This window comes from Streptomyces coacervatus, from assembly GCF_029223485.1.
Lineage (GTDB): Bacteria > Actinomycetota > Actinomycetes > Streptomycetales > Streptomycetaceae > Streptomyces > Streptomyces coacervatus.
Genome location: NZ_JARHTP010000025.1, coordinates 100482 through 118843 on the forward strand (window position 1 = coordinate 100482; position 18362 = coordinate 118843).

General features: G+C 69.6%; 16 protein-coding genes and 1 pseudogene. 6 read left to right on the forward strand and 11 right to left on the reverse strand.

The features are described from left to right. Nucleotides 1-220 precede the first annotated feature (220 nt). The gene (locus P2Q00_RS43570) at nt 221-1171 is read left to right on the forward strand and encodes an ABC transporter substrate-binding protein (protein WP_275780320.1); all 951 of its coding nucleotides are present in this window, start codon (nt 221-223) and stop codon (nt 1169-1171) included. Nucleotides 1172-1229: 58 nt separating this feature from the next. On the opposite strand, the gene P2Q00_RS43575 is transcribed toward P2Q00_RS43570, so the two are convergent. The 4 genes from P2Q00_RS43575 to P2Q00_RS43590 are packed head-to-tail and all read right to left on the reverse strand — an operon-like array spanning nt 1230 to nt 4867. Further along, nucleotides 1230-1829 (reverse strand): GTP-binding protein, encoded by a 600-nt coding sequence (locus tag P2Q00_RS43575; protein WP_275780321.1) that lies wholly within the window; start codon nt 1827-1829, stop codon nt 1230-1232. Continuing rightward, nucleotides 1813-2169, reverse strand: coding sequence for a DUF742 domain-containing protein (locus P2Q00_RS43580; RefSeq protein WP_275780322.1), 357 nt, complete (start codon nt 2167-2169; stop codon nt 1813-1815). Before P2Q00_RS43580 ends, P2Q00_RS43575 begins: the two co-directional genes overlap by 17 nt. Then, the gene (locus P2Q00_RS43585) at nt 2166-2594 is read right to left on the reverse strand and encodes a roadblock/LC7 domain-containing protein (RefSeq protein WP_275780323.1); all 429 of its coding nucleotides are present in this window, start codon (nt 2592-2594) and stop codon (nt 2166-2168) included. Before P2Q00_RS43585 ends, P2Q00_RS43580 begins: the two co-directional genes overlap by 4 nt. Continuing rightward, the gene (locus P2Q00_RS43590; protein ID WP_275780324.1) at nt 2591-4867 is read right to left on the reverse strand and encodes a sensor histidine kinase; all 2277 of its coding nucleotides are present in this window, start codon (nt 4865-4867) and stop codon (nt 2591-2593) included. Before P2Q00_RS43590 ends, P2Q00_RS43585 begins: the two co-directional genes overlap by 4 nt. 477 nt (nt 4868-5344) lie before the next feature. Between P2Q00_RS43590 and P2Q00_RS43595 the strand changes: the two genes are divergently transcribed. Beyond that, complete coding sequence (locus tag P2Q00_RS43595; protein WP_275780325.1) at nt 5345-5785, forward strand: cell division protein SepF; 441 nt, start codon at nt 5345-5347, stop codon at nt 5783-5785. Between the two features lie 37 nt (nt 5786-5822). Here P2Q00_RS43595 and P2Q00_RS43600 read toward each other — a convergent pair whose 3' ends face one another. Further along, nucleotides 5823-7013, reverse strand: coding sequence for an acyl-CoA dehydrogenase family protein (locus P2Q00_RS43600; RefSeq protein ID WP_275780326.1), 1191 nt, complete (start codon nt 7011-7013; stop codon nt 5823-5825). A gap of 155 nt (nt 7014-7168) precedes the next feature. Continuing rightward, on the reverse strand, nt 7169-8770 hold the full coding sequence (locus tag P2Q00_RS43605; protein WP_275780327.1) for an MFS transporter: 1602 nt from the start codon (nt 8768-8770) through the stop codon (nt 7169-7171). A gap of 260 nt (nt 8771-9030) precedes the next feature. Here P2Q00_RS43605 and P2Q00_RS43610 point away from each other — a divergent pair, with 260 nt between their 5' ends. Both P2Q00_RS43610 and P2Q00_RS43615 read left to right on the forward strand, forming a co-directional pair. Beyond that, entirely contained in the window at nt 9031-10281 is a 1251-nt protein-coding gene (locus tag P2Q00_RS43610; protein ID WP_275780328.1) for a putative hexosyltransferase, read from the forward strand. 260 nt (nt 10282-10541) lie between these two features. After that, nucleotides 10542-11564 carry a phosphatase PAP2 family protein gene (locus P2Q00_RS43615; protein ID WP_275780329.1) on the forward strand — a complete coding sequence of 341 codons (1023 nt, stop codon included), beginning with the start codon at nt 10542-10544 and terminating at the stop codon, nt 11562-11564. An 89-nt stretch (nt 11565-11653) separates the two neighbouring features. On the opposite strand, the gene P2Q00_RS43620 is transcribed toward P2Q00_RS43615, so the two are convergent. Further along, nucleotides 11654-11869: an I78 family peptidase inhibitor gene (locus P2Q00_RS43620; RefSeq protein WP_275780330.1), complete on the reverse strand. Its 216-nt coding sequence runs from the start codon at nt 11867-11869 to the stop codon at nt 11654-11656. A gap of 472 nt (nt 11870-12341) precedes the next feature. Between P2Q00_RS43620 and ctaD the strand changes: the two are divergent. Continuing rightward, nucleotides 12342-13910 (forward strand): annotated as a pseudogene (ctaD, locus tag P2Q00_RS43625) (aa3-type cytochrome oxidase subunit I); the annotation flags it as partial. Here the strand turns inward: ctaD and P2Q00_RS43630 are convergent. The 4 genes from P2Q00_RS43630 to P2Q00_RS43645 all read right to left on the reverse strand — a co-directional run bounded on the left by P2Q00_RS43630 (nt 13909) and on the right by P2Q00_RS43645 (nt 17744). After that, complete coding sequence (locus P2Q00_RS43630; RefSeq protein ID WP_275780331.1) at nt 13909-14952, reverse strand: helix-turn-helix transcriptional regulator; 1044 nt, start codon at nt 14950-14952, stop codon at nt 13909-13911. The pseudogene ctaD and the gene P2Q00_RS43630 overlap by 2 nt on opposite strands. A 39-nt stretch (nt 14953-14991) precedes the next feature. Beyond that, nucleotides 14992-15807 carry a hypothetical protein gene (locus P2Q00_RS43635; protein ID WP_275780332.1) on the reverse strand — a complete coding sequence of 272 codons (816 nt, stop codon included), beginning with the start codon at nt 15805-15807 and terminating at the stop codon, nt 14992-14994. A gap of 91 nt (nt 15808-15898) precedes the next feature. Then, nucleotides 15899-17200: an ABC transporter substrate-binding protein gene (locus P2Q00_RS43640; protein ID WP_275780333.1), complete on the reverse strand. Its 1302-nt coding sequence runs from the start codon at nt 17198-17200 to the stop codon at nt 15899-15901. After that, nucleotides 17169-17744, reverse strand: a complete 576-nt coding sequence (locus tag P2Q00_RS43645; protein WP_275780334.1) for an MTB12 C-terminal domain-containing protein — start codon at nt 17742-17744, stop codon at nt 17169-17171. Before P2Q00_RS43645 ends, P2Q00_RS43640 begins: the two co-directional genes overlap by 32 nt. 135 nt (nt 17745-17879) lie before the next feature. Between P2Q00_RS43645 and P2Q00_RS43650 the strand changes: the two genes are divergently transcribed. Next, the gene (locus P2Q00_RS43650) at nt 17880-18356 is read left to right on the forward strand and encodes a hypothetical protein (protein WP_275780335.1); all 477 of its coding nucleotides are present in this window, start codon (nt 17880-17882) and stop codon (nt 18354-18356) included. Nucleotides 18357-18362: the final 6 nt, after the last annotated feature.

An 18362-nucleotide genomic window follows, 5' to 3' on the forward strand; every position in this document is an offset into this window, starting at 1 on the left:
ATGCCTGTTCCACTTGGCCCATGCATCCACAGCAGTGCCTGGTCACGCGCTCCCACATCGACTTCGGTCGAGTGTGGTCCTGTTCCTGTTGAGCCGACCTCACTGCGCGCCCTGACCGGGCGCTCTTCGCGTTCTCCCTTTTCGCCTTCACACGCGCACCCCTCCCCTCGCGTTCTTTCGCTCCTTTTCGCTGCTTTCTGCTTCCAGGAGACCGCACACGATGCGCACGTTCACGCGTACCCATAGACGGCTTTTTGCGTCTTTCACCCTGATTACCTCGGCCACTCTGCTGCTCACCGCATGCGGCTCGGGTTCGGACGACTCGACCGGTACTGCGGGCACCTCGGCAAAGGCCGACAAAATCCCCACGACGGACGTGGTCTCCGGCATCCCCAAGGACGCGGCGTCCGCAAAACTCCTCCCGCCCGGCACAACAAGCCTCACCGTCGCCTACAGCGTGGGCGGCACCCCGCCCGGCACCACCTACCTGGACGACGGCAAAACCCTGACCGGCCAGGACGTCGACTTCGCCGAAGCGGTCGCGAAGGTGCTCGGCCTCGGGCTCAAGTCCGAACAGGCCGGCTTCGAGGCGATCCTGCCGGCCCTCGACAGCGGCAAGTACGACTTCGGCGCAAGCAACTTCGGCGTCACGGACGAACGCCGCAAGACCATCGACTTCGTCACCTACATCAACGACGGCCAGGGTTTCGCCACCCGCAAGGACAGCAAGCTGTCCAAGGTCACGGACCTCAAGCAGCTGTGCGGCCTGAACGTGGCAACGGGCGCGGGCACGACCTTCGAAGCCACGCTGGAGGAGAACAAGAAGGTCTGCACGACCGCCGGCAAGAAACCGTACGAGGTGCAGACCTACAGCGAGACCGGCGCCATCTGGTCCTCCCTCCAGCAGGGCCGCAGCGACGTGGTGATGTCCACGATCAACGGCCTGCGTTACGCCGTGGCCCACCAGCAGGGCGTGAAGTTCCTCAACGAATACCACCGCCTGGACGTAGGCTTCGCCTTCAAGAAGGGCACCCCCCTGGCCCCCGCCTTCCAGTCGGCGGTGAACAAGCTGATAGCAGACGGCACATACGAGAAGATCCTGAAGAAGTGGGGAACGACGGGCTCGGCGATCAAGAAGTCCCAGATCTCACCCCCGGAGCTGAGGAGCTAGGGGTTGGCTTTCAGGGGCGCGGGGAACTGCGCGAGCAACCACAACGAACCCGCACACGCTAACGCACCAAAGCCACCCGCCTCTTAGGCGCAGCCCCCCGCACACCAATCACCCGATCCATCAACGCCCCCAGAACATCCCGCACAGACCCCCGCTCCCGAGCGTCACACTCCACCACCGGCACATCCCCACCCAACCCCAACGCCTCCCGAACTTCCTCCAGTTCAAACCGCTCCGCACCGTCAAAGCGATTCACCGCAAGGACAAAAGGCGCCCCCTGCGACTCGAAGTAATCAACGGCCGGAAAACACTCCTCGATCCGCCGGGTGTCCGCGAGGACAACCGTCCCCAGTGCCCCCTCCACCAGGTCGTCCCACAAGAACGAGAACCGATCCTGCCCGGGCGTCCCGAACAGATACAGCGCGATCGTCGGATCAAGAGTGATCCGCCCGAAATCCAGCGCAACGGTCGTGGTCGTCTTCGACTCGACCCCTTCGAGCGAGTCGACCCCCACGGAAACCTGCGTCATCGCGGCCTCCGTGTCCAGCGGTTCGATCTCCGAGATCGCCCCGATGAACGTGGTCTTGCCGACGCCGAGTCCGCCGCTCACCACGATCTTCACGGCGAGCGGCACGATCCTGTCAGAGCGCCCGGACATGATCCCTGATCCTTTCGAGCATCTGGAGTGGCAGCTCCTCGGGTTCCCGGCAGTCGAGCCGGCCGGCGACGACGAGGTCGGACACGAGCACCTTGGCGACGCCCAGCGGGACACCGACCCGCGACGCCACCTCCGCAACCGTCGTCGGCTGCTCGCACACCGCGACGATGTGCCGGCGCTCGAACGTCAGCGACTCGTCGGGCACGCCGACGGCGACGACCAGCGTCTCCAGCCGCAGGCCGGCCCGGAGCGGCTCGGCCCGGCCGCCGGTGATGATGAACGGCCGGATGAACGTCGTGTCCTCAACAGGCTCTACGTCCATGGGCTCTTCGCCGTTCATCGCGGCAACGCCTGCCGCAGATCGGCGATGAGGGTCGGCGTGAGCAGATCGCCCGCCCGCTCGGCGAGTACCGCCATCTCGTAGCCGACGAGCCCCAGTTCACCACTGCTGTCGGCCAGAACCCCGAGACAGCTGCCGTCGCGGATCGCGGAGACGAGCAGGAAACCCCGTCCCATCTCGATCATGATGAGCTTGACCCCGTCGAAGCCGTACCGCTTGGACGCGCTGCGCGCCAGGCTGCTGAGCCCCGAGACGATCGCGGAGAGATGGTCGGCCTCGGTCCGCCCGAGCCCGTCGGACACGGCGATCAGCAGTCCGTCGGAGGAGACGGCGACCGCGTCCCGTACCCCGTCGGTGCTCTTGACGAAGTTGGCCAGCAGCCAGTTGAAGGTCCCCGAGTCGCTATGGGCGTCGACGGCGGTCACTTGGCGTCACCCTTTTTCTGCTCGGCGCCCTTCTGCTTCTCCTTCTCCACGCTGATCCCGCCCCGCATATGGGCGCTGCGCAGGGTGGAGAGCATCCCGGAGATCTCCTCGGGGCTGCGGTCGGGCGTGGCCTCGGCGGGAGCCGGCCGCTCCGGCCGGTCCGTCTCGCTGACGGCATCCGAAATCGCGCTGCGCTGCGGCCGCTTGACGAGCCCGTTACGGGTACGGGCGGCAGAGTTGCCTTTCCCACCCGCGCTCTTGCTTTCGCCCACCTCTGTGCTGCCTTTCACCTCGGCCGCGACCGTGACGAGCTCCTCGGCGGGCGCCGGCTCCTCCTTGCGCGGAGCGGGAACCACCGGCTTGTCCCCGCTCTGCTGCTGCGCAGCCTCCGTCAGCAGCGACACCGGAATCAGCACCCGGGCGACCACTCCGGCCGCCGGCCCTTCGCCGAGCCGTACCTCGATACCGCACTTGCGGGCGAGCGCGCCGACCACGAAGTGGCCCAGGAACCGGGTCGGTTCGGCCATGAAACTGGCCGTGCCGGACAGTCGTACGTTCGCCTCGGCGAGCGCCTGGGTGTCCATGCCGAGCCCGTGGTCGACGATCGCGACGAGATAGCCGGCGCTGGTGCGCCGACCCTCGATCTCCACGTCGGAGTCCGGCGGTGAGTAGCTCAGCGCGTTCTCGATCAACTCGGCGAGCAGATGGGCGACTTCGGCGACGACGGAGCCGCTGATGTGCGCGGGTTCGATCCGGCGCAGGGTGACCCGGCGGTACTCCTCGACCTCGGCGAGCGAGGCGCGCAGGACGTCGGTGACGGCCAGCGGGGTGGCCCAGGGACGGGGGCCGGCCTCGCCCGCCAGCACCAGCAGGCTCTCGGCGTTGCGACGCATACGCGTGGCGAGGTGGTCCAGTTCGAAGAGGTTGGCGAGGGTGGCCGGGTCGGCGTCCTCGTGCTCCAGCTTGTTGATGAAGCTGATCTGACGGCGTACCAGGTTCTGGTTGCGGCGGCCGAGGCTGACCAGCGAGTCGGTGGCGTTGCGGCGCAGCACGGCCTGTTCGGTCGCGAGGTCGAAGGCGGCCCGCTGGACGCGGTCGAACGCCTCGGCGACGTCCCGGACTTCGGCGCCGGCCCTGTGGGTCACGGTGAGCGAGGCGGGCGGCTCGGGACTCTCCCCGGAGCTCGCGTCCTGTACGGCGGCGACGGCGCGCGGCAGTCGCTCACCGGCCACCTCCCGTGCCTGCTGGGCAAGTTCGGCGAGCGGCGCGGAGACGGACCGTACGCAGTCGAGGGCGAGCGCACCGAGAGCGCCGACGGTGCCGAGGGCGAGCAGCACGAACAGCAGCAGATCCCGCTGGGCGGTGCTCTCCAGTGCGGCGGCGCGGTTCTCGACGTCGGCGCCGAGCGAGATCTGCACCGCCCGCAGCCCGTTGATGGTGGAGGTCGTGGTGTCCCACCAGGCCATGGGCGGGAGGTCGGACGGGTCCAGCCTGCCGTCGCCGTGCACGGCGACGCTCTCGTAGGCCAGCATGCGCTCCGCGTCCGGAGTGGTCAGGGCCTCGTCCAGGCGCCGTTCCTGGGCGGCGGTCGCCGAGCGCGGGAAGGCGGCGAGGGCGGCCTGGCGGCCGGCCCGGATCTGCAGGAAGCGGCTGTAGTCGTCGCCGCGGAACCTGCCGCCGGAGGCGCGCACCGAGCCGAGCACGATGGCGCGTTCCTCGCCGGTGAACTCCTTGGCATTGCCGAGGACTTGGAGCGCCTGGTAGGCGTCGCGCAGGGTCCCGTCGCGCACCGCGTCGAGGCCGAGGTCGAGCCGGTCGAGGACGGTGATCGTGGTGGTGAAGTAGTCGAAGGTGTCCTTCACCACGCCGGTCCCGTCGTCGGCGTCCCTGCGGATGCCGGCGAGACCGTCGAGCCGCCCGAGGGACTCGCGCACGGAGCCGGCGGCCGCGTCGTCGCGCCCCTTCAGCGCCTTGTCGAGCTCGGCGCGCGCGGTGTCGGTGGCCTTGCGCTGGGCGGGCAGCCGGGCCTTGAACTGCCCGACTCCGCCCACGTATCCGGTGGTGAGGCCGCGCTCCTTCTGCAGCTCGTGGACCAGGCCCTGGAGGGTGATCTCCAGCCGTGCGTTCCTGTCGGTGGCGGATGCGTTGCGGTAGGCGGAGATCTGCTGGGCGGTCGCGACGCCGAGCAGCGCCAGCAGGACCGCAAGGGCGAGGATCAGGATCCGCAGCAGCCTGGTGCGAATGGAGGTGGTCGCTTTTGCTGTGACGTCCACTGAAGTGCCTTATGTGGGTGGCGAGTTGGGGCAGGGGGAAATGGTTCTACTTCCGCCCAACGACCTTTCGGGGCACCGGTCACCAGATCATGTTCTTCTTTTACGCCGCGGACACAGGATCTTCGGGAAGCGCCAGGTGGTCACTGAGCACGGCGCATTCCGTATACGACACCTGCGGTAACCGGACCAGCAGCCGCAGTCGCAGCCGTCACACCCATCACAGCAGTCGCGGACAGGGTCCCGTTCACCCGAACGCACCACCCGTCACCCAAACGCCGTGAAGAATCATATTTCACTCACAGTCAGCATCCGCGTACAGCAAGACCCTTGGGGGACGCGGGCTCTCGACGGATTCGCTCTGCACCAGTACCGTCACAAACCCCCCGTGCGGCGTCTATCCACTTGGCGCGCCAACCGCATCATGGATGACCATAGGGATGCGGAAAGCAAGAAGGACCGCTGTGAGAGGAGGCGTCCATGGGATCGGTACGCAAGGCAAGTGCCTGGCTTGGCCTCGTTGACGACAACGATGACGAGCGTTACTACGACGACGACTACTCCGAAGGGACCGAGCAGCCCGGGGATGCCTGGGTCACCGACCCTCGGGTGAAGGTGGCCTCGGAGGCCGCCGAGGAGAAGGACCGTCGTATCGGCACGGTGACCCCGGACAGCTTCCGGGACGCCCGCGCCATCGGCGAGCTGTTCCGTGAGGGCGTCCCGGTCATCGTGAACCTGACGGCCATGGAGGCGTCCGACGCCAAGCGCGTCGTCGACTTCGCGGCGGGGCTCATCTTCGGTCTGCGCGGTTCGATCGACCGCGTCTCCAACCGCGTGTTCCTGCTGACGCCCGCCGACACGGAAATCGTCAGCGGGGAGCCGGCGCAGCGCCGTTCGGACGGTTTCTTCAACCAGAGCTGAGGCAGGGCCGCTCACCGGCCCTGCCCCCGCGCAGGGTTTACCGGAAGGCGTCGAGTCCGGTGAGCGCCTTGCCCAGTACGAGCTGGTGCATCTCGACGGTGCCTTCGTACGTCAGCACCGACTCGAGGTTGGTCGCGTGCCGCATGACGGGGTATTCGAGCGAGATCCCGTTGGCGCCGAGGATGGTCCGTGACGTACGGCAGATCTCGATCGCCTCTCGTACGTTGTTGAGCTTGCCGAAGCTGACCTGCTCGGGACGCAGGCGGCCGGCGTCCATGCGCCGCCCCAGATGGTGGGCGAGCAGAATCCCCTTGTGCAGTTCGACCGCCATGTCGGCGAGTTTGGCCTGGGTGAGCTGGAATCCCCCGATGGGCCGCCCGAACTGCTCCCGTGACTTCGCATAGTCGACGGCGGCCTCGAAACAGCTGCGGGCCGCGCCCATGGCTCCCCACACGATGCCGTAGCGGGCGTGCGAGAGACAGCTGAGCGGTCCCTTGAGGCCGACGACCTCCGGCAGTACGGCATCGGCGGGCAACCGTACGTCGTCGAGGACGAGTTCGCTGGTGACGCTGGCCCGCAGGGACCACTTGTGCTTGATCTCCGGCGCGGAGAACCCGGCGCTGTCGGTGGGCACGACGAATCCGCGGATCCCGTCCTCCGTCTGGGCCCACACCACGGCGACGGCTGCCACGGACCCGTTGGTGATCCACATCTTCCGCCCGTTGAGGACCCAGTCGCCGCCGTCCCGCTTGGCGTGCGTCCGCATCGAGGCGGGGTCGGACCCGTGATCGGGCTCGGTCAGCCCGAAGCACCCGATGGCCTCGCCGGCGGCCATACGAGGAAGCCAGTGCTGCTTCTGCTCCTCGCTCCCGAACCGGTGGATGGCGTACATGGCAAGGGACCCCTGCACGGACACAAGGGACCGGATCCCGGAGTCGGCAGCCTCCAACTCCAGGCAGGCAAGCCCGTATTGCACAGCGCTGGCCCCCGCACACCCGTACCCACTGAGCGACATACCGAGGGCACCGATGCCACCGAGTTCACGGGCGAGCTCCCGGATCTGAGGCAGCTCACCCTTCTCGTACCAGTCGGCGATGTACGGCAGAACGCGGTCGGCCGCCCAGGCGCGCACGGTGTCACGGACGGCCAGATCCTCGGGTTCCAGCAGGTCGTCGATGCCGAGGGGATCGGCCGGGTCAAACGGGGGCAGTTTCGAGGACGCAGACATAGGACCCTCCGGCACGCACGAAAAACTAGCACCGCTAGTCAGGACTCTGGCCCGACGTTACGGTGCAGTGTCGCCTACGTCCAGTGTCACGCCCCCAAAGGGGCGCGGGGAACTGCGCGACCAGCCACGATGGCGCCGCAGACAAGGAAGGACAGTCAGGCCGAGACCCGGGAGTCCGCAACTTCCCGAGGCGCGGGCAGCTCCACCGGCGCCGCAGGCTCCCCGCAGTGCATGACCCGCGGCAACCGCAACGCCATCACCGCACCCAACAGCAACAGCACCGCGCTGACCAGCAGCGTCACATGCAGCCCGTGCACAAAGGAGTCCCGCGCGGCCCGCCGCAGGGCCACCCCGACGGGCCCGCCCAGCTGTGCGGCAACCTGGTACGCCTCGCCCAGCGAATGCCCCGCCGAGGCCGAGGCCGACGCCGGGACACCGGGAACGGACGACAGCCCCGGCGCGTACGCCGCGTTCATCACGCTCCCGAGCAGCGCTATACCGATCCCCGCCCCCAGTTGGTAGGAGGTCTCGCCGATCGCCGCCGCCCCACCGGCCTGCGCGGGCGGAGCCTCGCTCAGCATCGACTCGTACGCCCCGAAGAGCGTCGTCTCCAGGCCGAAGCCCAGCAGCAGGAACGCGGCCACCATCAGCCCCGCGTTGTCCGTCCCGCCCATCACGGTCAGCAGCACCACGGCCCCGGCCGTCAGGCAGAACCCGAAGCACACCATCCGGCGCGGGCCGAAGCGGCGCAGCAGCCGCGCCCCCGCCAGTCCCGCCGCCATCGCCGCGAACGTCAGCGGCAGCAGTCGTAGCCCCGTCTCCAGCGGCGACAGCCCCAGCACCAGCTGCAGATACTGCGCCGCGATCAGCTCAAGACCCACCAGCGCGAGCATCGCCAGCACGATGCAGCCCACGGCGGTGCTGAACGCGGGACGGGCGAACATCCCCAGGTCCACGAGCGGGTGCGTACGGCGCCGCTGACGTCGTACGAAAAGGACGAGCAGCACCGCGCCCACGAGCAGCGGCACCACGGTGAAACCGCCCGGCTCGCCGCCGCCCAGCCGCTTCACGCCCAGCACAACACCGAACAGCCCGGCCGCGGCCATGAGTGCACCGACCACGTCCCAGGGGCCGTCGCCGGCGCCCCGCGACTCGGGCAGCAGCAGCCGGCCCACCGGCAGGCTGACCAGCATCAGCGGGATGTTGACGAGGAAGACCGACCCCCACCAGAAGTGCTCCAGCAGGAAGCCGCCGAGGAGCGGTCCGACCGCCGCGCCGACCGCGGCGACCGCGCTCCAGACGCCGATCGCGAGTGCCCGCTCACGCCGGTCGGGAAAGACCTGGCGGAGGATCGAGAGCGTCGCGGGCATGATCATCGCGCCGCCGACGCCGAGCAGCGCCCGCGCGAGGATCAGCACCTGTGGATCGTGGGCGAAGGCCGCGAGGCCGGAGGCGATGCCGAAGAGGCCGTAGCCGAGCAGCAGGATCCTTCTGCGGCCGACCCGGTCGCCGAGCGTGCCGAAGAGGATCAGCAGCGAGGCGCAGACGAGGGGGTAGACGTCGACGATCCAGAGCAGTTCTATCGCGCCGGGCTTGAGGTCCTCGGTGACGGCGGGGACCGCCACATGCAGCACGGTCGCGTCGACCGCGACCAGCAGCAGGCTCACACAGAGGACGACGAGGACGACCCAGCGGTTGGCACCGGCCCCGGCCGCCCGGCGGCGCAGCGCAGCGGCGGCCGTGGTCGTCCCGGACATGTACGTACCTCCCAGATGTTCCCTCGCGGTCGGCGGGCACACGGGGTGGGGACTCCCCGTGATCTCGGCCGGAGAGGAGCGGTGATCTCCGGCCCGCGCAACGAAGGCGAGTGACACGTCAGCGTACGCGAGTTCGTGTAAAGGTCACGTGGCGGACCTCTCAGACTTCGCACAGACCCGTGTGGCGTACGCCACTCCCCTCCCCCTGGGCCACGCCCAGCCGGGCCCTCCGGTTCCGTCGGCCGTCGATAATCGAGCCCGTGACCGATCTTGCGACGCGCGCCGCGCCACCCACCGTCACGGCCCTGCGCCGTGCGGCCCCGGCCCTCCTCGGGTACGCGGCCGTGCGCGCCCTGGGCCTGCTGACGCTGGCCCTGTGGAGCGCCGCGCGCGGCAAGAGCGCGTACACGCTGCTCACTGCCCGCTGGGACGCGCTCTGGTACGCGAGGGTCGCCGACCTCGGTTACGGCTACCAGGTGCGGCTGCCGAACGGCGATGTGCACTCGAATCTGGCCTTCTTCCCGCTGCTGCCCTGGCTGGAGCGGGGCCTCGCCGCGGTGACCCCGCTGTCGTACGCCGACGCCGGCTTCGTCGTCAGCCTGCTCGCCTCGCTCGCGGCGGCCTGGGGGATCTTCGCTGTCGCGGACCATGTGTACGGCCGCAGTGCCGGGGTGTTCGCCGTGCTGCTGTGGGCCGTGCTGCCCGTCGGGATCGTGCAGTCGATGGCGTACAGCGAGTCGCTGTTCACCGCGCTCGCCGCCTGGTCGCTGTACGCGGTGCTGACCGGCCGCTGGCTGACGGCGGGCTCGCTGGCCGCGCTGGCGGGGCTGACCCGGCCGGTCGGGCTCGCGGTCGTCGCGGCCGTGTGGGCGGCCGGGATCGCCTCGTTCGTGCGAGAGCGGAGCACGGCGGACGCGCGCGCTGGCGAATGCGCTCCCGCGCCGCCCGGGGACGGCCCCACGCGGCGCGTCAGGGCATCCGGCGGCGCCCCGGGCACCCCGAGCGCCCCCACCGCCGTACGACGCGCCCTGGCCATGCTCCTGGCCCCGCTCGGCGCCGTCGGCTACGTCCTGTGGGTCGGCCACCACACCGGCAAGGGCCCGCTGGGCTACCTGGACGTCCAGGCGGGCTGGCGCAACGGCTTCGACGGCGGCCTGGCCTTCGCCCGCTTCGTCGCCGACAAGTTCACGTCGTTTCCGGAGGCGCTCGCGGGCGTCGGGCTGATCGTCGGGGTCGGAGGGGTGGTCTGGCTGTACGTCGTCTGCGTACGGCAGCGGCAGCCGCTCCCGCTGCTGGTGTACGCGGGCGTGGTCACCGCGCTCGCCCTGTGCGCGTCGAGCTATTTCGGCTCGAAACCGCGGCTGCTGCTGCCGGCCTTCCCGCTGCTGCTGCCCCTTGCCCTGGCCCTGTCCCGGCTGCGTACCTCCAGGTCGGCACTGGTGGTGGGCGGTGTCGCGGTGGCATCGGCCGTGTACGGAGCGTTCTGGCTGAACGGTTCCGGCCCTCCATGATCGACTTGCGGGACCGGGTGGGCTCCGCGCCGGGACCCGGTGAGCCCCGGGCGAAATCCGCCCCAGCATTCGGTGAACCAATTCATAAGTTCCAGAAAACTGATTCCCGGAATGATCAAAGGAATTGAAGGGAGCGGCCGCCGGACATTGCGGATTCCTTGGAAATAAACCCGCCCCTGAGAGGAATCCCACATCACATCGTCATCACAAAGCAGCTGAAGAGACGGAGAACTTACCTCACTCGCTGTAACGTCGATTGGGTGCGTACCGAACGAAACCTCACCCGTCTGGACCGGGTGTTCGCCAGGCTGGACCGGGAGCCGGAACGGCCGGCCCACATCGATGTGCCGAAGATGAGCCGGCACCGGGTCGCGTTGCTGACCGGAACCCTGGCCTTCTACCTGGCGATCGTGTGGCTCATCGTGACCACGTCGTGGCTGGTCCGCTTCGACTGGCAGGTCATGTTCTTCCGGCCCTACCAGCAGTGGGCGGGCATCCACTGGTTCGTCGACTACTACGTGGTCCTCGGCCAGCGCGGCCCGACCGCGGTGATGGTCGCGGCCTGGCTGGGCTGGCGCTCCTGGCGGCAGCACACACTGCGCCCGCTGCTGACGCTGGGCGCCTCGCTGCTCCTGCTGAACATCACCGTGGGCGCCGCCAAGTACGGCATGGGCCGCCTCGGCCCGCACTACGCGACCACCATCGGCTCGAACGAGATGGGCCTGGGCGGCGATATATTCCCCAGCGGCCACACCGCCAACGCCGTGGTGACCTGGGGAATCCTGGCCTATCTCGCCTCCACCCCGAGAGCCCGCCGCTGGCTGTCCGCCCTCTCCGCGGTGACCGCGCTGGGCGTGGGCCTGGCCACCGTCTACCTCGGTACGCACTGGCTGAGCGATGTGCTCCTCGGCTGGGCCGCCGGCCTGCTGATCCTGCTGGCCCTCCCCTGGTGCGAGCCGGGGATCGCCAAGGCCGAGATCGCCCTCTTCGACCTGCGCGACCGCTGGCGCGCCCGCAAGGGGGCCACGGCACCTGCCGCCCCAATCGGCGCTCCGGTGCCGCTCAAGCCCCGCACGGCCACCGCTCAGGACGAGGCCGCCGCGCGCGAGACGGTCACCTCCGCGGCCCGCTCGGCCCGGGCGCCCGCCTACCTGGCCCCAGGCCCGCACACGGCCCGCTCGGAGCGCACTCCGGTCACCCCGGTCGGCAGCCGCCGCCCGCCACACTCGGACCGCATCCCGCGCGGCGCCACGGCCTCCACGGCCCGCCCCCTGGGCGGCTGACCACACGGACAGCGGGGTCGGTACGCACAACCACTCCCGCACGACGAAGGCCCCGGTTCCCGTTCGGAAACCGGGGCCTTCGTCAGGTATCAGCCCTTCCAGGCCCGCACCACCCGGCCGTCCTTCACCTCGAAGTTCAGCCGGCCCGTGCGGTACTCCATCGTGATGATCGCCCCCGGTGGCAGCGAGCGCACCGTGGACCATCCGCGCTCCCGCGCGCGCCGCTCGGCGCCGGCCGCATCGAGGCCGACATACGCGTCCGGACTGTCCTGGGGCTCCGCCTGCGGAGTGGGAATCGGTGCCATGGCCGCCACGCTAGGCCCCATCCGGCGGCCAGGGAAGGCGGGGCGGTCCCACGCGGCCCGTATACCCCTCCGGTCACACTTCTGTCACAGGATCACGACAGGTGTTTCGGCTCCCGGGACATCAACTGCCGCGCAGTCGGCGTCACACGTACGAGCGGTTCCGTGCCTGTTCCATAGGCCTTCCGCAGGCAATCGAACGTAATTCCCGCGTGTCGCGACCGCTCTCCGAAAAGCCCGTCGGAAAGTGCCGTGAGAACTGCCCCGGACTTCTTTCCGGTCCGATTCCGGGCGGGTTCGTGAGAGCTGACACCGCAGCTGACACCGCGTAGGAAATGCACGGTTCCAGCACAGAACCCCCGCACGCCCTCTGTCGGAGCGCGCGGCGGCGCGCGCATCATGACGTGAGCTCGCGGACCTGTGCGCGCGGGCTTCGGCGGACCCGGGGCGCGACGAGCGAAGGGGCGAGCGAGCGATGGGAACCCAGACCGTGCATCCGGCGGCGCGACCGGTGCCGACCAGTCAGGGACAGGTGATCGTCGACTGGCTGACGACCACCGACCACAAGAAGATCGGGCACCTGTACCTGATCACAGCGTTCCTGTTCTTCCTGGTCGGCGGGGTCATGGCGTTGCTGATGCGGGCCGAACTCGCCCGGCCCGGGCTGCAGATCATGGACAGCAACCAGTACAACCAGCTGTTCACGATGCACGGCACGATCATGCTGCTGCTGTTCGCGACCCCGGCCTTCGCGGGCTTCGCCAACGAACTGATGCCCCTGCAGATCGGTTCCCCCGACGTCGCCTTCCCCCGGCTGAACATGCTGTCGTACTGGTTCTTCCTGTTCGGCGGCCTGATCGTGCTCAGTTCGCTGGTCGTGCCCGGCGGCCCCGCCGCCTTCGGCTGGTTCGCCTATGCGCCGCTGAACAGCGCGGTGCGCTCACCCGGTGTCGGACCCGACCTGTGGATCATGGGGCTGGCGCTGGCCGGCTTCGGCACGATCCTCGGCGCGGTCAACTTCATCACCACCATCATCGGGATGCGCTGCCCCGGCATGACCATGTTCCGGATGCCGATCTTCGTGTGGAACACGCTCTTCACGTCGATCCTGATCCTGATGGCGTTCCCGGTGCTCGCGGCCGCGCTGCTGTGTCTGGAGGCGGACCGGCGGTTCGGTGCGCAGGTCTTCGACTCGGCCAACGGCGGGGCGCTGCTGTGGCAGCACCTGTTCTGGTTCTTCGGCCATCCCGAGGTGTACATCATCGCGCTGCCGTTCTTCGGCATCATCACGGAGATCCTCCCGGTCTTCAGCCGCAAGCCGCTCTTCGGCTATCTGACGCTGATCGGCGCGACGATGGCGATCACCGGTCTGTCGGTGGTGGTGTGGGCGCACCACATGTTCGTCACCGGCTCGGTGCTGCTGCCGTTCTTCTCCTTCATGACCTTCCTCATCGCCGTGCCCACCGGCGTGAAGTTCTTCAACTGGATCGGCACCATGCTCAAGGGCTCGCTGTCCTTCGAGACACCGATGCTGTGGGCGTGCGGCTTCCTGGTGACGTTCCTGTTCGGCGGTCTGACCGGGGTGATCCTGGCGTCGCCGCCGCTGGACTTCCACGTCTCGGACTCGTACTTCGTCGTCGCGCACTTCCACTACGTGGTGTTCGGCACGGTCGTCTTCGCGATCTTCGGCGGCTTCTTCTTCTGGTGGCCCAAGTTCACCGGGAAGATGCTCGACGAGCGGCTGGGCAAGATCCAGTTCTGGACGCTCTTCGTCGGCTTCCACACCACGTTCCTGGTGCAGCACTGGCTGGGCGCGGAGGGCATGCCACGGCGGTACGCCGACTATCTCGCGGCGGACGGCTTCACGGCCCTCAACACCGTCTCGACGATCGGCGCCTTCCTGCTCGGCATGTCGACACTGCCGTTTCTCTACAACGTCTGGAAGACCGCAAAGTACGGCGAGAAGGTCGAGGTCGACGACCCCTGGGGCTACGGCCGCTCCCTGGAGTGGGCGACCTCCTGCCCGCCGCCGCGGCACAACTTCACGACGCTGCCCCGGGTCCGCTCCGAGTCCCCGGCGTTCGACCTGCACCATCCGGACTTCGCGGCGGAGCCTCAGGAGCCTGTCGGAGCAGAGCGCGAGTCAGGCGGTCCCGAGCCGTCGTGATCGCCTCGGTCAGTTCGGCGGGCTCCAGCACCTCGAACTCGAAGCCCATCATCATCACGTGAATCACCATCACATCGAGGCCGGCGGCACCGGTGCGCAGGATGCAGCTGTCGGGGCCGTCCGCCTCCAGCTGCCCCGCCGAGGGCGAGATGCGCTCCGCGGCCTCTTCCAGGGGCACCAGCAGCCGGATGACGGCATGTGAGGCGTACGCGCGCGTGGAGACGCCCTTGGAGACATACGCGGCGAGGTCCTCGGCGGGCGGGGTGCGCGGGGCGAAGCGCGGGCCGTGCGGCGGCTTCGGGGTGATGCGGTCGACGCGGAACGTACGCCAGTCGTCGCGGTCGAGGTCCCAGGCGACCAGATACCAGCGGCGCTCGGTGCACACCAGGCGGTGCGGTTCGACGGTACGGCGGGTGGAGGTGCCACCGTGGTCGTTGTACTCGAAGCGCAGGCGTTCGGCGTCGCGGCAGAGGTTGGCCAGTTCGGTGAGGACCGCCGGGTCGACTGCGGAGGGCTGGGGGCCGCGCAGCATCGGCACGGTGAAGGCGTTGAGGGCGCCCACCCGGCGGCGCAGCCTGCTCGGCAGCACCTGCTCCAGCTTGGCGAGGGCCCGTACGGAGGTCTCGCCGATGCCCTCGATGCCCTGCCCGGCGGCCGTGCGCAGCCCGACGGCGACGGCGACCGCCTCGTCGTCGTCAAGGAGCAGCGGCGGCAGCTCGGCGCCCGCGCCCAGCTGGTAGCCGCCGCCGGTGCCGGGGCTGGCGTTGACGGGGTAGCCCAGCTCGCGCAGCCGGTCGACGTCGCGGCGCACGGTGCGCGGGGTGACGCCGAGGCGGTCGGCGAGGTCGGCGCCGGACCATTCGCGGTGGGCCTGGACGAGCGAGAGCAGGCGCAGGAGTCGTGCCGAGGTCTCCAACATGGGTCCGAGTCTGCCAGGAGTTGCGGACAGCAACTGTCCTCAAGGGTGCCTGGTGCGGGCCACCGCGGTGACGGACACGGACAGGTCGTTGTCCCGCGTGTAGTACGGCCCGGCCTCCACCGCACCGTACGGCGCGTCCACGCGCACGCGTGGATAGGTGAACACGGGCTTCTTGTCCGCCACGTCGTCGAGCAGCCGCGCGACCCGCACCGCCGGTCCCGCCTCCCCCGTGGGCCGCAGCCACAGGTCCCACACGCCCGGCTCCAGGGCGCCGTACACCACCTTGAAGCGGAACTCGGTGCGGTCGGCGAGGAGTTCGGCCCGGCGCGCGGGGACGGGCGCGTGCCGGCCGCGGAGCTCCGCGTACGCGTCCGGGCCCAGCCCGATGCCGTACACCCGCCCCGGCACCGTCAACACGCCCTGTTTGATGCGCAGTTCGCCCGCCTCGGCGTGCGGGGCGCGCAGCCAGCTGCGGACGGTGAGGTTGCCCTGCCGGGTCGCGTACGGGATACGGACGGCGACATGGCCGCGGGAGCCGCTGGGTGTCCGGGCTGCGAGCGAGCGCAGGTCGGTGACGCCGGGCACCAGGCGGCGGGGCTCACCGGCGTCCACGCGCGCGTAGGCGTCCCAGCGGCCCTCGGGGAGGGCGACGATGCTGGGCAGCGCGGCGCGCAGCCGGCCGTCCGCGGCGGGGGCCAGCGGCAGATACACCTCGTCATGCCCGTCGCGGCGGCGCAGCACAAGCAGGGCCGTGGCCGATTCCCCGACCGCGAGGACGTCGAAGGTGAGCCCGCCGGCGGAGTCGGCGATGCAGTCGGCACGCAGCGGTGTGGACTGCGGGGCCAACGTTGTCATGCGGTACGGATCCCTTCTGGCACTGTTCCTTGGTTAGACCGGCGAACAGGCACTTTGGTTGCCCTTTACCCGGACCATGGCTGGTACAGGGCTACGGCTGGTAGGGGATCTGCGGCACGTCGAAACAGTTGCTGTTCATGTCTCCCTGGGACACCCAGCCCTTGCCGTCCTGCCAGCGGGCCACCGACAGACAGGTCCTGCGGTCCTTGGGCGGCTCGGCCAGCCGCTCGAAGGCGACGGGCACCAGCAGCCCCCCGGCGGTGTAGTTCTCGCTGCGGTTCATGAAGGCGTCGACGCACGCGCGCGTGACGCCTGTTTGCGCGCAGGACTTCGCCGCGTCCGTGAACCACATGGCGGCCGCCCAGCCCTCCAACTGCCACTGGGAGTGCGTCTTCAGGCTCTTGGTGGCGTCCCGGAACTGCCGTACGGCCTCGTTGCCCGTGTCCTCGTAGTTGCGGCTGGAGCCGGTCGCCCAGAGGGCGTTGCGGCAGCGCGGGGAGTCCTTGTAGTCGTCGGGGACGGTGGACGTCCAGTTCTGTACGTTCGTGACCTTGGCGGTGACCTTGGCGCCGACCTCGTCCATCGCCCTGCACAGCTGGGCGTTGCCGTGCGTGTCGATGGCGTCGAAGACCAGATCGGCGCCCTGCTCCTTCAAGTCTGCTGCGGCGGCACGGAAGTTGGGCAGGGCGAAGTCGACCTGCTCGGTGACCACCTTGTAGCCCTCGGCCTTCAGGCCGCGCTCGACGAGCCGGGCGTAGGCGGCGGACGCGGCCTGGTTGTAGGAGACGACCGCGGCCGTACGGGCGCCCTTCTCGCGCTTGAAGTAGCGGTAGACCTCGGTGCCGCCGTAGAGGTTGCCGTCCCAGCCGGGGGTGCCGTTCCTGGGCGCGAGGCTGCCGTAGATGCCGTAGAGGTGCGGCCAGGTGTCGTAGGCGGCGCCGATGGGCTGGCCGCCGATGTCGGGCACGCGCGCGTGGGAGACGCGGGAGGCGCCCGCGTAGTCCAGGGCGGTGGTGGCGACCAGGGCGACGACGTTGTCGTCGTCGATCAGCTGGTGCACACAGGTGTTGTTGCCGACGCCGCTGCCGCCGTCGTCGCACGCGCGCACCTCGACCGGGTGGCCGTCGATGCCCCCGCGCGCGTCGAGACGGTCGAAGAAGGCCTTGGCGCCGTCGCGCGGGCCGGTGAAGGTGTTGCCGCCGACCGGGCTGGTGGCGCTGGTGATGATGCCGACGCGGATGGGCATGCCACTGGTCGGCGCGGGCGCGTTCGTCCGGCCGCCGTGCTCGAAGTCGCTCTCCGGCAGGCGGCTGCCGCAGGCCGTGCCCAGAAGGAGCAGCAGCGCCGCGGCAGCTGCGTGCTCAGCAGCCCGGGAGGGCCGACGCCGAGGCATTGCCGCTCATGGCGACCAGTGCGCAGAGCGTGTTGACGGAGACCTTCCAGGTGCCGTTCTGCTGGACGGACGTCCCGGACGCGTTCGGCAGCGCGGTGGCGCCCTTGAGGGTGAGGTTGTACGTCACGGTCGCCTTGGTCGGCGAGGTGAAGTCGACCTTCGTCACCTGGGCCTGCACCTGCCCGCCGCGCTGGTCACCGCCGAAGGCCTGCAGGACCGGCGCCATCCTGTCGCCGTTCTCCAGGATGGCCAGCTTCTCCTTGGCAGAGGTCTTCGGGTCGAAGAACTTCGCCCAGTTCTGCTTGATCTCCTTCGTGGCGGCCGCCGGATCCGCGGGCGCGGTGGCCGGCGCGCTCGTCGTCTTCTGCACGGACGGAGTGGGCGGTGTGCTCTGGCTCCCGCCGCCGCTGTTGTCGCTGCACGCCGCGAGGACCGGGGCGAGGATGAGAACGAGGGCGGCCAGCGCCGCCGTACCCCGTCCCGCCGCCCTTGGGCCGCGCCCCGCTGTTGCTTTCCCCCGCCTGAGGTCGCTCCCGAGAACCATCTGGCTCACCACCGGGTGTCGGTCCGGGCAAGGTGCGCCCGGTGCTTTCAGGGTCAGCTTCCAGAAGGCATAGTGCAAGCCATTGGCTGACATGGACAGACACACGACGTGTGTGGAGCCGAGTAGGAGCCAACGATGCGGACAGGCCGACTGCGGACAGTGCACCCCGCCCTGTGGGCCGGCTGGGCCGCGCTCGCCACGGGAGCGGTGCTGTGCGTCATCGGCTGGTACGGCATCTCCGGCGAACGCTACGCCGAACGGCAGCTGCCCTACCTCGCCTCCTGCACAGTCCCCGGCGCCGCGCTGATCATCGCCGGGTCGGTGCTGCTCACCCATGGGCGGGGCGTCATCGCCGCCGCGCGCGTGGAGGAGCTGTACGGCCTCCTGGTCGCCGCCGAGTCCGCCGACGCCGACGAGTCCGCGCAGGCGGCCGCCCTGCCCCTCGCGGTCAGCGGGGAGCTGCTGATGGTGCCGGGCGGCACGCTGTGGCACCGCGCGGACTGCCCGTTGGTCTCCGGGAAGGTGGAAGCGGTGCCGGTGGACGCGAAACTGCTGGCGAGCGGCGAGCTGGGCCCGTGCCCGATCTGCGAGCCCGGCGACGAAACCGACTGAAGCCCG

What these genes read in the sequence shown, in the direction of transcription:
- P2Q00_RS43575 (WP_275780321.1), bottom strand. Translation starts at nt 1,829, where the DNA reads ATGTCCGGGCGCTCTGACAGGATCGTGCCGCTCGCCGTGAAGATCGTG.
- P2Q00_RS43580 (WP_275780322.1), bottom strand. Translation starts at nt 2,169, where the DNA reads ATGAACGGCGAAGAGCCCATGGACGTAGAGCCTGTTGAGGACACGACG.
- P2Q00_RS43640 (WP_275780333.1), bottom strand. Translation starts at nt 17,200, where the DNA reads ATGCCTCGGCGTCGGCCCTCCCGGGCTGCTGAGCACGCAGCTGCCGCG.
- P2Q00_RS43600 (WP_275780326.1), bottom strand. Translation starts at nt 7,013, where the DNA reads ATGTCTGCGTCCTCGAAACTGCCCCCGTTTGACCCGGCCGATCCCCTC.
- P2Q00_RS43635 (WP_275780332.1), bottom strand. Translation starts at nt 15,807, where the DNA reads ATGACAACGTTGGCCCCGCAGTCCACACCGCTGCGTGCCGACTGCATC.
- P2Q00_RS43605 (WP_275780327.1), bottom strand. Translation starts at nt 8,770, where the DNA reads ATGTCCGGGACGACCACGGCCGCCGCTGCGCTGCGCCGCCGGGCGGCC.
- P2Q00_RS43630 (WP_275780331.1), bottom strand. Translation starts at nt 14,952, where the DNA reads ATGTTGGAGACCTCGGCACGACTCCTGCGCCTGCTCTCGCTCGTCCAG.
- P2Q00_RS43645 (WP_275780334.1), bottom strand. Translation starts at nt 17,744, where the DNA reads ATGGTTCTCGGGAGCGACCTCAGGCGGGGGAAAGCAACAGCGGGGCGC.
- P2Q00_RS43595 (WP_275780325.1), top strand. Translation starts at nt 5,345, where the DNA reads ATGGGATCGGTACGCAAGGCAAGTGCCTGGCTTGGCCTCGTTGACGAC.
- P2Q00_RS43570 (WP_275780320.1), top strand. Translation starts at nt 221, where the DNA reads ATGCGCACGTTCACGCGTACCCATAGACGGCTTTTTGCGTCTTTCACC.
- P2Q00_RS43650 (WP_275780335.1), top strand. Translation starts at nt 17,880, where the DNA reads ATGCGGACAGGCCGACTGCGGACAGTGCACCCCGCCCTGTGGGCCGGC.
- P2Q00_RS43620 (WP_275780330.1), bottom strand. Translation starts at nt 11,869, where the DNA reads ATGGCACCGATTCCCACTCCGCAGGCGGAGCCCCAGGACAGTCCGGAC.